The sequence below is a fragment of the Bacillus sp. 005/A4HT-01/001 genome (genome assembly GCF_004634445.1).
In the GTDB taxonomy this organism is placed as follows: domain Bacteria; phylum Bacillota; class Bacilli; order Bacillales; family Bacillaceae; genus Bacillus; species Bacillus altitudinis.
The window spans coordinates 739,671-753,720 of record NZ_SEIZ01000001.1; the positions used below are offsets into that span (position 1 = coordinate 739,671).

Sequence of the window (14,050 nt, forward strand, 5' to 3'; positions counted from 1 at the left end):
GGACTGACACCGAATGCGAGGGTTTGTCTACACGCTGAGGAACTGCACAAAGCAGTTCCTTTTTTTCGTTCAATGTACATATTCTCTCTTCCTGTCTCATAGTGTGAAAGAGAAAAAGAATGCTATGGAAACAACAGGCGCTTTTCCGCCTTCTGTTTAGAACACCATGAGGAAAGAGGAGGAACGTTATGAAATTGAAAAATCAATTTGGGCAAGGTTCGGGTTTCGAAGGTCAAGATTTTCGCCAGCAACAATATGGAGCAAATCCGTATCCTGCGCAGCAGATGGGTTATTCAGTCCCTCCCCAAACGCAGGGTCAAATGCAAGGTCAAATGCAGCAGGGGTATTCGCCAATGCCGTCTACTGGTACTTCACAAGGAGGCCAAGGTGGGCAAAGTGGCGGGCAGCCCTATCAAATTCCTTCTGGACCGATTTATCAGCAGAATGTCACCGGTCAGCTGCCGCTTGAGCAGTCCTATATTGAAAATATTTTACGATTAAACCGCGGCAAAGTAGCCACGATCTATATGACGTTTGAGGCAAGTAAAGAATGGAACTCTAAGATTTTTAGAGGAGTCATTGAGGCCGCAGGACGTGATCACATTATCATTAGTGATAACAAAACGGGGACACGATACTTATTGTTAACAATCTACCTTGATTACATTACGTTTGATGGGGAAATTCAATATGACTATCCATACTCGATGTCTACGTATTCTCCGAGATAACCTCAAGGTCATATTAGCAGCAAGGTGCAGACGCCCTTGCTTTTTTCTTTTGTCTAGGTTTTTGACACACCTTCGGGGGAAGGCTCATAAGATGCCTAGTAGTTTTTATTAAACGCCTAGAGGTGACATCAATGACTGTTGAGCTGGATTATACATCGCCGAATGTTAAATATTCATTTGATTTGAATCAAAGCCCCCTTGTGAAATATGATCAACACAATCTGATTAATGTTTTAGGAAAAAAACAATTAAATTCGCTCGATCAAGTATCTCTGCTGGATATATATTTGAGTAAAAGCAAAGTAGTAGAGCCTCATTATCATCAAAATGCTGCCGAGCTTGTTTATTGTATCGCCGGCTCTGCTGCTGTATCCATGTTGAACCCTTTTACAAAAAAGCTGTCCACCTACACCATTACCCCTGGGCAGGTAGCCAATGTGCCACAAGGCTGGTGGCATTATGAAGTCGCCTTGCAGGACAAAACCCATTTGTTAGCCATTTTTAACGCATCGACGCCAGAAGTCATCTTAGGTTCAGACCTTCTAACCCTCACGCCTTCACACATCATGGCACATACTTATTGCATGAACGAAACGCAGTGGAAACAGGCGACGCAGCCTGTGAAGCCTGGTGTGTTTATCGGACCTTTCTGCCACCGGGAGGAAGAGGCACAAACGCACCCTGTCCCGCCTTCTCACTATGTACCTTATTATCAAGCACCTCCGAACTATTCTCCTTATTGGAGTTAAGAAAAAAACCGATGCCCCTATGAGAGCATCGGTTTTTCTGGCTTATAAATTTTTTGCTGCTGCAATCACTAGCATGATCCAAGAAGCGATAAACGCCACTCCGCCAATTGGCGTAATAGCACCTAAAATCTTCACCTGAGTCAAGGCAAGCACATAAAGGCTTCCTGAGAAGAAAAGAATGCCTGCCAGCATCACCCAGCCAGCGGTCGGCACTAGAGAAACACCTGACAGCTTATCTGCCAGAAAGGCGACAATAAATAGGCCAATGGCATGGAACATCTGATATTGAACCCCTTTATTCCATATCTCAATATACCTTTCAGGAATTTTCCCTTCCAGTCCATGTGCACCGAAGGCTCCAAGACCAACCGCAAGCATGGCGTTAATGGCACCTAATATGAAAAATAGTTTCATTCGTCATTCTCCTTATCTCATCAATTATGTTTATCATAGCTCGGGTCATATCCAACATTCAACTTTCCTATGATGCTGACACGAGATTGTCGGATTTCTTCTTCTTTCGCAGTAGCACTTGATCGACCACAATCGCAATCAGCGTGCCAAGCACAAGACCATTGCTCAATAAAGAAATCAGCACAGGATGCATGCCTTTCAATGCACCTTGTGGCACAAACATTGCGCCCACGCCTGCTAAAACAGCGATGCCAAGCACAAATCGAATGCGCGGGATGTCTTCTTTTTCATACTGATCGAATTCAGACATAGCAATCCCAATCATAGAAGAGAACACCACAAAGTTCACAGCCAGCCCCACAGGTGAAGGCAATGCAGAGAAAAAGCTCATCAATAATGGAAATAAACTAATGAGGACAATGAGCAGACTGCCAAGGAAAAATGGCTTTCTCGATGGAATTTTGGTTGTTTGTATAAAACCCGCTGCCCCTGAAATAGGGACAGGCGCAATCGCACCAATCAGTCCGCTCAGCAAATGACCAAATGCGGCGACAAAACCAGCCGGTCTGGCTCGTTTCCGCTCACGCAGTTCACCAAATGCCTTGACGGAACTTTCCACAATTCGAATACTTGCCAGCATATTCACTATGAGTAAGATCGTAATAAAAAAGGACGTAACAAGTAGTCCACTGTCAAAGACCGGCATGCCAAACGGAAACAGCTTTGGAAACTCAATGATCTGCTCAGGAATGCGAACAGGCTTCGCTAGTCCGAGTAAAGCAAATAACAGCCAGCCGCCTGCAAGTGCGAATAACACAGAAAACTGTCTTAAATAATGCCATTTTGAGCGGCTGATCATGAAGGTGATGACAATAATCAAGATCGATAGACAAAACACAAGCCCATCTACCTGATTTCCCCGATAGCCGATCCCCATCAGCCCTTTCATGATTGGCTGACTTAACTGCACAACAAGCAGCAGCAAATAAATACCTGTGACAACCGGCGTAAATAAAGACGCAAGCCAATTAATGATTTTAAAAAGACTAAAAATAAAAAAGAACGCAGCACTAAAAATTAACGCCCCTTGTAACGCTTGCAAGGTTTCAGGATATGTAGCAAAAATCGTCCCTGTCATGCCTGCATAAAGGGTATATACCCCCCACCACAGCCCTGCTGGACTTTCATTGATCGGCAGCATATGACCGCATAAACACTGCACCATCGCCACAAGTCCAAGTGAAAAGAATGTACTCTGAATCAGTTCCGCCGACTGCACTTGATTTAATTCAAATGCTTGTGCAATCGCAATCGGCACAGCAATAGAAGCTGCGATAAAAAATGCCATCCACTGAATGGCGCCCAAAAATAGTTTCAACCCGATCACCTTCCCTTTGTCGTGACAAGACCATTAAAAATCAAAAATAGAGTCACCGTTGCCATCTTTCTCTTGTTGACCCTCTTCTTTATGCTGAAATTTCTTTGCACCGCTAGTGCCCATCAATTTCTCTAGCATGGCTTGATCCGTAGACACAGCCGGTGCAGATGGTGTCTGTATAGATGGAGGTGGTGAAATGACCGAAGACTGCGGCATTTGCACCTGTGATGACGTGTCGAGAATGACATCACATAGTGAAGAGATGACCGCCGCTTGACGTTTCACCTCTTCATCATTTCCACTTTGTTTTGCTTTTTGAATGGCTTCCTCCATTTTTTGAAGCAGACTTGATATATGAATATTCAAGGGTAGACCCTCCAATCTAAAAAATTCGTTTTCCAACATTATTTTACCAAATGAACAAACCGAATGGGCTCATTTTTTCAAAGCTGTGTGCTTCTGTTCCTCTTATTTGACCCTTACCCAAGATTCACACATAATAAAAAAGAAACAATATCGTCTTTGAAAGGACTGAAAGATGAGCAAACTCACTGAACTCATTCACAAACAAAAAAACGTGCAAACACCAGCGGTTCAAGATCGAATCCGTCTTCTTAACGATTTAAAAAAAGCCATTAAACATCATGAAAAGGACATCTTACAAGCCTTAGCCCATGATTTACATAAATCCGAACAGGAAGCCTATACAACAGAAATTGGCATGGTATATGAAGAGATCAATCATACCGTCAAACATCTTCACAAATGGGCCAAACCATCTCGCGCGAAAACACCTCTGACCCATATCGGATCAAAAAGTATGATCATTAAGGAACCGTACGGAAGCGTTCTGATTATTGCCCCTTGGAACTATCCTTTCCAATTGGCCCTTTCGCCATTAGTTGGAGCCATTTCTGCGGGAAATGCCGTTACTTTAAAACCGTCAGAATTAACGCCGCACGTCTCAAACGTGATTGGCACGATTGTGGAAAGCGTGTTTCAAGAAGATCTTGCAGCGGTCGTTGAAGGCGGTGTGGATGTCAGCACAGAGCTTCTGAAACTGCCTTTTGATTATATTTTCTTTACTGGAAGTGTAGCCGTCGGCAAAGTCGTCATGGAAGCGGCCGCAAAACATCTCACACCTGTCACACTTGAGCTCGGCGGAAAAAGTCCATGCATTGTCATGCCTGATGCAGACATCAAGCTCGCTGCAAAACGAATCACCTTTGGTAAATTCACAAATGCTGGTCAAACATGCATTGCACCAGACTATTTACTTGTTCATGAATCGATCAAAGAGGACCTATTGCGTGAAATGACGACCTGTATCCGTGACTTTTACGGGAACCAGCCTGAAACAAATCCGCATTTCGGAAAAAATGTCAGCCAGCGTCATTTTGATCGACTTTCACAATTTCTCTCAAATGGCACGATGGTGACAGGTGGACAGCGCAATGAACAAGAGCTCAAAATCGCACCGACCATTCTAGATCACATTACATGGGAAGACCCTGTGATGCAGGAGGAAATTTTCGGACCTATTTTGCCTGTCATCTCATTTGACTCTCTTCAAGAGGCAGCTGACATGATTAAGGCAAGACCGAAGCCGCTCGCTCTTTACTTATTTACAACAAATAAAGAAACAGAAGCTTATATTCTAGACAACCTCTCATTTGGCGGGGGCTGCATTAATGATACACTGATGCATGTCGCCACTCCATATTTACCATTTGGAGGCGTTGGTGAAAGTGGTATCGGACGATATCATGGAAAAGAAAGCTTTTTCACCTTTACGCATGAAAAAAGCGTCCTGCGCCAGACCAATCGCTTTGATTTTTCTTTCCGCTATCCAAATGCGAAAAACGGACTCGACATTGTCCGCAAATTTTTAAAATAAACAGGACGAAGGGATTTTCCCTCGTCCTATTTTGATTCGATGTCCTTGATACACCAGTTGATTTCATCGATCCCCATTTGTTTTAAATAGGCGTTTACTTTTGAGAACGGACGACTGCCAAAAAAGCCGTTTCTTGCGGAAAAAGGACTTGGATGAGGTGACTCAATGATGTAATGCTTGCTTTGATCAATACGTTCTTTTTTATTTTGCGCATGTCTGCCCCAAAGCACAAAAACGACTGGCTGATCTCGGTCATTCAGGACGTCGATGACGCGGTCTGTCACACGTTCCCAGCCTTTGCCTTTATGCGAGTTCGCTTCCCCTTTTCTTACAGTGAGCACGGTGTTTAACAGCAAGACACCCTGCTCTGCCCAGCTGACAAGCGAGCCATGGTTAGGGACCGGACAGCCGAGGTCATCCTTTAGCTCCTGAAAAATATTTCTCAAAGATGGCGGATGCTTGACACCAGGCTGAACAGAAAAGCTTAATCCGTGTGCCTGTCCTGGACCATGATAAGGGTCTTGTCCCAAAATCACGACCTTCACATCTTCATACGACGTCAAATGGAGGGCACGATAAATGTCATCTGGCTTTGGAAACACGATCTGCGTACGATATTCTTCCTTTACCCACTCACGTAATTCCTGATAATATGGCTGTTCAAATTCACTTTTCATCACAGCCCACCAGCTATCATTTAAAAATGGCTTCATTGCGGTTGTCCTCCTTCTGTCTGTTGTGCCAATCTTGAGATCATCGGTTTTCCATCCCATACAATCTCACTCTCTGATTCTCGTTTTTTCATCGCTGGTTCTTCTAATAGGACAGCAAAGTTCGCTGTCGGCAAATCACCGAGCCCATGCTTTTCACTCAGGTCATCTAAATAGTTCTTCCTTGTTTCACCAAGATCACTCGACTGATTGCCCCCACCATCAAAGAACGCATAGATCACACTGGCAGCTGGCACTCGTTTGGCTCGTGCATGCTGCGTAACACGCAGGAAAAAGTCCCAGTCCCAGTAGTGATGCATCGCTGGATCAAAATAGCCGATCTCATCATGTATGCGGCGTTTGTACATACTGCCAGAAGGAACATATGTAGAAAAAACACGCATGTCCTCAATGTCCGCTGTATAAGCAAACAAACGTCTTGATACTGGAAAACGAGTCGCACCTCGTTCTTCAAACGAAACAATTTCCGCATCCGAAAAGACAAAATCAGCGTCTTCCAGCGCCTTGCTCATACGTTCAATATGACAAGGTGTAAAATAATCATCGTCATCACTCAGCATAATGACGTCACCTGTCAGCTCCCGCACCCCAACATTTCTTGCGTTCACATGCTGGACATTCTCATCTAAATGAATCAAGCGGATTGGCAGCTCTGGATAGAGTTCCTGAATCACGTCCACTCGCTCTCCTGCATCATTTACGACCACAATTTCAAAAGGCTGTACGCTTTGTCTCGAGATGGATTCAAGCAGTTCACACAATGCGCTCAGCCGGTTATGTGTCACAATTAGTAAAGAAATCTTCATATCGGCCTAACTCCTTTAATAGATTCGTCTTTTTCATTAAAACATAAATCGGCTTTCTTCTCATGATATAAAAGGCGGTTTGATTGATCGATAAAATGGGAATTTTTGATGAAAAGGAGTGATGACGATGGAATTTTTCACGGTTGAGAATAGTAAAGAAGCCAAACAGACGATTGAACAGATACAATCAGCAAAGGACGATGTGTTTATTTTTGCGTATGACCCCGAACGCTCTGATACCGTTACTGAGTACACGGAAGCAAAGAGCATGACAGCTGTTGATCAAGGGATTTTAGATCAAATCGCCAATATCATTCGCACCAGGGATGATGAACTGATGGCCAAAATCATGTCGACCGGCGCCGATCAAGAATTAGCCTTAACGCTTTTAGAGGAGCTGAAAAAAGGGAAATTGGTGATTTGTAAAAGATAAAGAATGAGGCGTTCCATGAAGAGTGGAACGCTTTTTTATGCCGTTTCATTGTGATAAATGGAAAAGCTGATTATAATAAGGGATAGAACAGTAACTGTTACACATCACATTGGAGGTTCAGCAACTATGTCTATGAATAAAGCACTCACCATCGCAGGTTCGGATTCAAGCGGCGGTGCAGGTATCCAAGCAGATTTAAAAACGTTTCAAGAAAAAAACGTCTACGGGATGACAGCTTTAACCGTTGTCGTTGCAATGGATCCTCATAACAACTGGGATCATCAAGTGTTTCCAATCGATACATCAACAATCCGCGCGCAGCTCTCAACGATCGTGGAAGGCATCGGTGTAGATGCGTTAAAAACAGGTATGCTGCCAACAGTTGACGTCATTGAACTCGCAGCTGAAACGATCAAAACATATGAGCTGAAAAATGTCGTCATTGATCCTGTTATGGTATGTAAAGGTGCGAACGAAGTCCTTTATCCAGAGCACGCTGAAGCATTGCGCGAAAAGCTTACACCACTGGCAACAGTTATCACACCTAACCTTTTCGAAGCAGGTCAATTAAGCGGCATTGGCGAGATCAAAACGATGGAACAAATGGAAGAAGCCGCAAAACGCATCCATGAACTTGGTGCAAAATATGTGGTCATCACTGGCGGCGGCAAGCTAAGCCCAGATAAAGCGATTGACTTGCTTTATGATGGACAAACCTTCGAACGCCTTGAAACAGATAAGATCGACACAGAATACACACACGGCGCAGGCTGCACATTCTCAGCCGCAGTCACAGCTGAACTAGCCAACGGCTCAGACGTGAAAGAAGCCATTTATGCAGCAAAAGAATTCATCACAGCTGCCATTAAAGGCTCTTTCCAACTAAACGAATACATCGGACCAACGAAACATTCCGCACATCGTTTGGACAAATAAGTTGAAAACTCAAAGGATACAGAAGCAACGCAATAAACCATATGTATAAATAAATTTCAAAGTAATTTATAAAACTTACAGAGCGTATTGATGTGTAAACTAGTCATTCCTTTAATATTGCACAATTCATCAACAGTTGAACTCCCTTTTTATATTTGTTGCATTCTATATGTAATAAGTCAATTTTGGGGGTTCAACTTATTTCAGTATTACAAGCCTTCCGCTCAGTCATTATAAGAGTTCTTCCACTTAGATATTTCCTGAATTCTCCTATTTTTATAAACTCCGAATGTTCCATTCATTTGATTTAATCAATCTTAATTCGTTTTGATACTATCTTTTCCAAAATACCTTTCCACATCTTCCGTGGAACATAGAGTTCACATAAAGTTGCAACACGACAATTTTTGGTACTATTTAAGTCGAACTTTTCCTGATTTCATCTCGTAGCAGTTATTAATATTAGGCGAGAAATCATCATCACGACAAATATTCTTATTTCAACCCGCAAAATAAACACAATTTTAATACTCAAATAAATATTAAACCAAGGTCAAGGAAAATAAGAAAAATAGTCGCCATTATGAATACATATGATGTTTTTCTATCTTCATTCCAAAAATAAAAAATTAAAATAAAAGATACTATTGTAGTGATTAAAGCCCAAATTATCATTTAGTCAACTCTCCTCTATATTTGTAATGCTGTTTATAAAATAGTCCTCTACACTATTTTCATTTCCCAAAATTTCTTCCATACTAATGACTGGTTTATGTATCTTACCTTTATCAATTACTATTATAAAATCACATGTGCTTTGTGCTGCATCCAATTGGTGCGTAGATAATAGAACACTATTACCATCTATTATATATTCATTTAAAACTATCTTTATGTCTCTCATACTGATAGGGTCTATACCTGAGAAATACTCATCTAATAAGAGGAGTTTTGGTCTTTTCAATAATAATGGTATAAGCGATATCTTTTTTTTCATACCTAAAGAATACTCCGAAATCTTTTTATCAAGAGCATCCTCTATACATAACTTTTTTGTATAGTAAGAGTAGTTACTTGCATCATGTTGCAATAATTCACTCATAAAAGAAAGATATTCTTTACCAGTTAGTACCGAATATACTAATGGTGTATCTGGAAGAAACATGATTTCCCCTTTATCCTTCTGAGTATGGACTTTACCATTAAACTTCAGAATGCCACTATCTTTAGGAATAATATTTGCAAGTACTTTTAGTGTTGTAGTTTTTCCAGCTCCATTTTGTCCTAAAAAACCTACAATGGATCCCTGAGGAATTCTAAAAGATAAATTATCCAAAACAACTGTATCTCCTAATTTCTTTGTTAAGTTAGATACTTCAAAAAAAATATCTTCAGTTGCCACCTTCATACTCTAATACCTCCCCCAAAAATATTTTGTATTACTCACTTTTTTCTTAAACAAGACAATTAATCCAATAGATACAAGAAATTGCCCTAAAATAATTATACAATTCACAGATATCAACTTGTTTAAATCAATTCTTTCAAATAAATACAAGATACAAGGTATCATTAATAGTGGAATTAAAGCTCCTGTTATAACTAGATTTATGATAGAAGAAGTTGTTTTTTGATCTGCAAATTCCCCTACTTGTTCAATATTAAAGAAATTAAAGTGAGCATTATAGACACTTGGAATTAGCAAAAAGAGAATAAACATGATTAAAGATGACGTCTGGCTTAATAATAACCAAATCATTAAATTCAAATTAGATCCTGAAACAACTGTTAATATAGTTTGTGAAATAAGGGTAGTTAAAATTGTATATACTGAGAATATTAATATCTTTTGTTTCAATAATTTCCATAGGTTTTGACTTGTGTTTAGATAAAGCAAAGCTTTCTCTCCTTCGCTATCTAGAGCTATTAAACCTTTAAAGTGATTATAAAAATTTTCACAGAAAAAATATGTATGAAAATAGACAATTAAATATATAATAAATATTGAAGGTTTTTCAGATAGATCGGTTCCGCTTAGCAAACCACTATATATCCCGATTAATCCCCAAAAGAACAATCCCCCCACAAGATGATCCATTTTTCTAAAGGCAATAGGAGAACGGAAAAACATTTTAAAATAATTGCTCTTTTTACCCATAAATGGTATTTTAAATATAAAATTACGATGTAACTTTTCCAAAAGAGGTAGGAGTGTGTAATTATAATCAGACTTGTATTTTTCGAATGTGAATATATTTTTGAATATGACTAGTACGAAAAAAATTATTAATACTGAAGCGAATAAAATCAAAAATAGCAAACCAAATTTATCATTATAATATAATGAGGATATATAGTTGTATGGAATCCATTTTGAAGTGAAAAGAAAAGATATATTATCTGTCACAATAGAATAACCCTGGTGAGTCCATAATTCTAAGTCTTCGTTAGTAAATCCAGTTGAATAAAATGGTGCTTTCCGAATCCAATTTTGAAATATTGATGCTAAATTATATCCAACACAAATCAATATGAGTCTGGTTAAAACTATTTGGAGGATCAATATACTTCCTTTCATCCAATAGCTTCTATAAAATATATACAAATAGTGTATGAGAGCAAAAGAAAAACTCAAAATAAGATAAAGTAAATTCGCAATTATGAAAAAAACAACTATATTAATAAAATTTGCTCCCGCAGCTAAATTTAAGGATATACCTAAAGTAACTATATTTAAAACAAAAGTTCTGTAGTTCCATATCATCGACTCAAAAAGTAAAAGTGCTCTAGTATACTTTTTTGACAATTTAGTGTTTGATAATAGTTCTATATCCTCTGAAAACTGACTCCAGTTAGAGGCTTTGACACCAACGAATACACAATACATTAGCAGGATTAAAAAATAAATATTCCATATTATTAAAGAATTATTTTGTATACTGGCTATTTTATTTATTATGTATCCAATAGTTGTGTTTTGATTATCAATTAAATCCAAATTTTCATTAAATATAATAAATGTAAACACTGAGTAATATACTGTTGTATAAAGTATAGCTTTAACTGAATCTATTAATAGAATTAATAAACCCAGTCTCTCACCCCATTTACCGCTTACAAAGTAAAAAGACCCCCATGTACTTTTCCATCTAATATAAGTTTTCCATTTAACCCATGAAAATATTGTTTGCAAAGTAATCACTCACTTTATAAAGAAACAGTTATAAAACCTTCAATTATAGCAGCCATAAAAACTAAAATGACTACCAAAATCAACGGTTTTAGTATTTTCTTCAGATATTTTTTAGGAGAATTGAAATAAAAAGTTAAACCTAAAAATCCTATGCTAGCTGATAATAAGAATGCAGGGATTTCTAGTATTCCATGTGGCAATAGCTTCATAAAGAGATTTGTTCCATTTAGCCCTAACATCATTAATGATTTTACACCGATACCCAGAAAAAAACCATTAAGTAAAAGTAAAAAAAAAGTTGGTATACTGAATAAAAAAACTCCACTAATCAGAAATAAGCATACCGTAATATTGTTAACAAAAAGATCTATAGTTAACTCAATACTAGGTAAAGGTGCAGCTAATAAAGTGTTTTTTTCAGAAAAATCTATGTGGTCGCCTGTCAAATATCCGAATAAAAAGGCTAAACTGAACAATATTGTAGAAATGGACAATAGGAAACTCATTTTTTTCATGAAATTCATATATCAAATATTACTCCTTTATAGGTGAAGAGAGCTCACCCAATTCTTTCAATTAAAATAACAAGAAGAGAAGAGTAAATGTTTTCATCTCTACCCTTCTCATTTCTTGTTTATTTATGCTACAATTGCTTTTTTCCCTGATGCTTTTAGAGCCATTCTAATTACAGTAAGACCCACTCCAAGTCCACTTAAGAATGTTACAATAGAAGCAACTGCCATTCCTGCATCTATCATATCCGCTGCGACTTTAGCAGCTGTAGGAGGAATACCTGCTCCTACTAGTAAATCCATTAAAAATACGATTTCCATTTTATTCACCCCCTTTCAATACAATAAAAATCTTGTTACATAAATACACCTGTTAAAGTATTAATTACTACATTTATCATTATTATGATAACACAAGTTTTGGTTAAGCTGTATTTTTTTGTATAAACATAAAATCCTGTAGCTGTAATAAAAGCAGCCCAGATTTTAAATATTTCAATTGAATTCAAAAAATTCAATACTACTACATTGTTTGTGTAGTTACTAATTGCATAGCCAAGTCCAAATAAGGATAAGAGCATACCATCACCAATGCTATTAACAAAAAAGGAATTTAGCAATGCACTAAGTGCATTTGGAATTTGAGATAAAATTATAATAAATAATATAGTTTTAAACCCTATCCCTTTAAAGATAAACAACGAAATGACTTTAAATATTATAGTCAAAAGGATAATACTCATTAAAGCGACAATTAATTGAATTGCAGTAACTATTATTACCAATAATGACATTGGGAAATCTTCTGGTAACTCATCCAATTCTTTTATATGTACGGAACTTGTTAAATTAAGAATTGAAAAATAGTGCAAAATAGCTAACGCTGTGAAAACAAATATGATGTTTAGTACAGCTCTTTTATTTTCCTGTGTCTTCTCAAATGTTTTAATAGGATTGAACAAAACACTTATCCAATGTAACAAATCCTCACCCCTAGCACTTACTAAAAATAATTTCTATGTATATAAATTAAAGTTCGAAGAATTGAGTATTATAGAAGATATCTATATTAATATACTCTCAACCTATAAACCAAATATCTAAGGATTTAATTAACCCATCTATAAAACCCAACATTTGTAACACCTCCTAAATTTATTGTACTATGGTATAAACCATTCATATCATTCTAGTCAAATAAGACTGAAAGGGGACAATAAATTGCTTAGTAATATAGGACAGACTATGCGATCAATTAGAAAGAACAAAGGATATACTCAGCATTATGTTTCTAGTGGTTTGCTATCACAAAGTGCTTATTCAAAGTTTGAACTACATCGAATCGACATACTTGCGTCATCTTTTATGGCTTTACTGGAAAAAGTAGACGTTTCTTTAGATGAGTTTCACTATATTATGAACGATTTTCAATATACTCGAAGGCAAAAGTTTATTAACGATTTTTTTCGTACGACTTTCAATCATCCGAACAAATTAAGACAATTGATAACAGAATCTGAAAGGTTGCTATCAGATTCGGAGGACCAATTGGTCAGTGATATTCAATGTATTTGTACAGCTTTAATAGTGCTTCATGAAACGGGTAGTATTGAACAAGCATGCAATCACGTAGATACTGTTTGGGAACGTCTTTCTAAGCATGAAAATTGGTACCTGATTGATATTAGACTGATAAACTCTATACTTTTTATATTTCCTATAGAAACCGCTATACATATAGCAAAGAATGCATTGAAAAGACTTAATATATATAAGAATTTTCAAGATACTTATAAAATTGAAATTAATATTCGAGTTAATTTTTCGCTTCTTTTAATAAAATACAATAAATTTAAGTCGGCATTAGTTGTATTAGAAGAAGCAATCCCTCTCTGTAAAAGACATGGTGCATACAGGGAGATGGCAATCTGCTATGGTCGTAAAGGGATATGTCTAAAAAACTTAAACATGGATTCACCTGAAGAGTATACTGAAAAAGCTGTAACAGTCCTTAGTATACTAGAGGAAAAAAAACTAGAAGAAATGTTATATACGGAGATCAAAAACTATTATTAAAGCCATAAAAATAAATTCCACAATTCCATAAGATACAAAATACAATAATTGATCTCACTTTACTGGATTGAAAGTGGGTTCAAGAAATACATAAAAGAATTTCAAAAAATAATCCTAAGACAGACCTTAGGATTATTTTTACTATCTACTCATATATTAAATAAAATATGGATATCAGTTCTCTGTTTTGAGAA

Annotated in this window: 16 protein-coding genes; 6 read left to right on the top strand and 10 right to left on the bottom strand. The window is 37.6% G+C overall.

The window, feature by feature from the left end; genetic code table 11:
* Positions 1-188 precede the first annotated feature (188 nt).
* On the top strand, positions 189-731 hold the full coding sequence (gerQ, locus tag ES896_RS03955) for a spore coat protein GerQ (RefSeq protein ID WP_007497781.1): 543 nt from the start codon (positions 189-191) through the stop codon (positions 729-731).
* Positions 732-862: 131 nt separating this feature from the next.
* Positions 863-1,480: a cupin domain-containing protein gene (locus ES896_RS03960; protein WP_007497783.1), complete on the top strand. Its 618-nt coding sequence runs from the start codon at positions 863-865 to the stop codon at positions 1,478-1,480.
* 42 nt (positions 1,481-1,522) lie between these two features.
* Here the strand turns inward: ES896_RS03960 and ES896_RS03965 are convergent, their stop codons facing one another.
* From ES896_RS03965 to ES896_RS03975, 3 genes are all read right to left on the bottom strand, one after another.
* Complete coding sequence (locus ES896_RS03965; protein WP_135226444.1) at positions 1,523-1,894, bottom strand: DUF423 domain-containing protein; 372 nt, start codon at positions 1,892-1,894, stop codon at positions 1,523-1,525.
* 67 nt (positions 1,895-1,961) lie between these two features.
* Positions 1,962-3,272, bottom strand: a complete 1,311-nt coding sequence (locus tag ES896_RS03970; protein WP_007497786.1) for a purine/pyrimidine permease — start codon at positions 3,270-3,272, stop codon at positions 1,962-1,964.
* A gap of 33 nt (positions 3,273-3,305) precedes the next feature.
* Complete coding sequence (locus tag ES896_RS03975; protein ID WP_008343634.1) at positions 3,306-3,638, bottom strand: YwdI family protein; 333 nt, start codon at positions 3,636-3,638, stop codon at positions 3,306-3,308.
* A 172-nt stretch (positions 3,639-3,810) separates the two neighbouring features.
* Here ES896_RS03975 and ES896_RS03980 point away from each other — a divergent pair, with 172 nt between their 5' ends.
* Complete coding sequence (locus ES896_RS03980) at positions 3,811-5,169, top strand: aldehyde dehydrogenase (protein WP_135226445.1); 1,359 nt, start codon at positions 3,811-3,813, stop codon at positions 5,167-5,169.
* A 26-nt stretch (positions 5,170-5,195) separates the two neighbouring features.
* On the opposite strand, the gene ES896_RS03985 is transcribed toward ES896_RS03980, so the two are convergent.
* Together ES896_RS03985 and ES896_RS03990 are read right to left on the bottom strand one after the other, a co-directional pair.
* Positions 5,196-5,882: a uracil-DNA glycosylase gene (locus tag ES896_RS03985; RefSeq protein ID WP_017360124.1), complete on the bottom strand. Its 687-nt coding sequence runs from the start codon at positions 5,880-5,882 to the stop codon at positions 5,196-5,198.
* Positions 5,879-6,706 carry a glycosyltransferase family 2 protein gene (locus tag ES896_RS03990; protein WP_007497795.1) on the bottom strand — a complete coding sequence of 276 codons (828 nt, stop codon included), beginning with the start codon at positions 6,704-6,706 and terminating at the stop codon, positions 5,879-5,881. The genes ES896_RS03985 and ES896_RS03990 overlap by 4 nt, the downstream gene beginning before the upstream one ends.
* Positions 6,707-6,833: 127 nt before the next feature.
* On the opposite strand from ES896_RS03990, the gene ES896_RS03995 reads away from it, so the two are divergent.
* Positions 6,834-7,139: a general stress protein gene (locus ES896_RS03995; RefSeq protein WP_060781538.1), complete on the top strand. Its 306-nt coding sequence runs from the start codon at positions 6,834-6,836 to the stop codon at positions 7,137-7,139.
* A 126-nt stretch (positions 7,140-7,265) separates the two neighbouring features.
* Entirely contained in the window at positions 7,266-8,075 is an 810-nt protein-coding gene (locus ES896_RS04000) for a bifunctional hydroxymethylpyrimidine kinase/phosphomethylpyrimidine kinase (protein ID WP_008343648.1), read from the top strand.
* A 679-nt stretch (positions 8,076-8,754) separates the two neighbouring features.
* Here the strand turns inward: ES896_RS04000 and ES896_RS04005 are convergent.
* The 5 genes from ES896_RS04005 to ES896_RS04025 all read right to left on the bottom strand — a co-directional run bounded on the left by ES896_RS04005 (position 8,755) and on the right by ES896_RS04025 (position 12,763).
* The gene (locus ES896_RS04005) at positions 8,755-9,483 is read right to left on the bottom strand and encodes an ABC transporter ATP-binding protein (protein ID WP_113746872.1); all 729 of its coding nucleotides are present in this window, start codon (positions 9,481-9,483) and stop codon (positions 8,755-8,757) included.
* Positions 9,484-9,486: 3 nt separating this feature from the next.
* A complete protein-coding gene (locus ES896_RS04010) occupies positions 9,487-11,268 on the bottom strand; it encodes a hypothetical protein (protein WP_135226446.1) in 1,782 nt (593 codons plus the stop codon).
* 14 nt (positions 11,269-11,282) lie between these two features.
* The gene (locus ES896_RS04015; protein WP_113746870.1) at positions 11,283-11,792 is read right to left on the bottom strand and encodes a stage II sporulation protein M; all 510 of its coding nucleotides are present in this window, start codon (positions 11,790-11,792) and stop codon (positions 11,283-11,285) included.
* A 114-nt stretch (positions 11,793-11,906) separates the two neighbouring features.
* Positions 11,907-12,101, bottom strand: coding sequence for a hypothetical protein (locus ES896_RS04020; RefSeq protein WP_113746869.1), 195 nt, complete (start codon positions 12,099-12,101; stop codon positions 11,907-11,909).
* Between the two features lie 35 nt (positions 12,102-12,136).
* Positions 12,137-12,763, bottom strand: coding sequence for a YIP1 family protein (locus ES896_RS04025; protein WP_113746868.1), 627 nt, complete (start codon positions 12,761-12,763; stop codon positions 12,137-12,139).
* Positions 12,764-13,001: 238 nt separating this feature from the next.
* On the opposite strand from ES896_RS04025, the gene ES896_RS04030 reads away from it, so the two are divergent.
* Entirely contained in the window at positions 13,002-13,856 is an 855-nt protein-coding gene (locus tag ES896_RS04030; protein ID WP_113746867.1) for a helix-turn-helix domain-containing protein, read from the top strand.
* The last annotated feature ends 194 nt before the right edge of the window (positions 13,857-14,050 follow it).

Coding starts and splice junctions, on each gene's coding strand:
- ES896_RS03985 (WP_017360124.1), bottom strand. CDS start 5,882: ATGAAGCCATTTTTAAATGATAGCTGGTGGGCTGTGATGAAAAGTGAA.
- ES896_RS03980 (WP_135226445.1), top strand. CDS start 3,811: ATGAGCAAACTCACTGAACTCATTCACAAACAAAAAAACGTGCAAACA.
- ES896_RS03995 (WP_060781538.1), top strand. CDS start 6,834: ATGGAATTTTTCACGGTTGAGAATAGTAAAGAAGCCAAACAGACGATT.
- ES896_RS03990 (WP_007497795.1), bottom strand. CDS start 6,706: ATGAAGATTTCTTTACTAATTGTGACACATAACCGGCTGAGCGCATTG.
- ES896_RS04000 (WP_008343648.1), top strand. CDS start 7,266: ATGTCTATGAATAAAGCACTCACCATCGCAGGTTCGGATTCAAGCGGC.
- ES896_RS03960 (WP_007497783.1), top strand. CDS start 863: ATGACTGTTGAGCTGGATTATACATCGCCGAATGTTAAATATTCATTT.
- ES896_RS04015 (WP_113746870.1), bottom strand. CDS start 11,792: ATGAATTTCATGAAAAAAATGAGTTTCCTATTGTCCATTTCTACAATA.
- ES896_RS03965 (WP_135226444.1), bottom strand. CDS start 1,894: ATGAAACTATTTTTCATATTAGGTGCCATTAACGCCATGCTTGCGGTT.
- ES896_RS04005 (WP_113746872.1), bottom strand. CDS start 9,483: ATGAAGGTGGCAACTGAAGATATTTTTTTTGAAGTATCTAACTTAACA.
- ES896_RS04020 (WP_113746869.1), bottom strand. CDS start 12,101: ATGGAAATCGTATTTTTAATGGATTTACTAGTAGGAGCAGGTATTCCT.
- gerQ (WP_007497781.1), top strand. CDS start 189: ATGAAATTGAAAAATCAATTTGGGCAAGGTTCGGGTTTCGAAGGTCAA.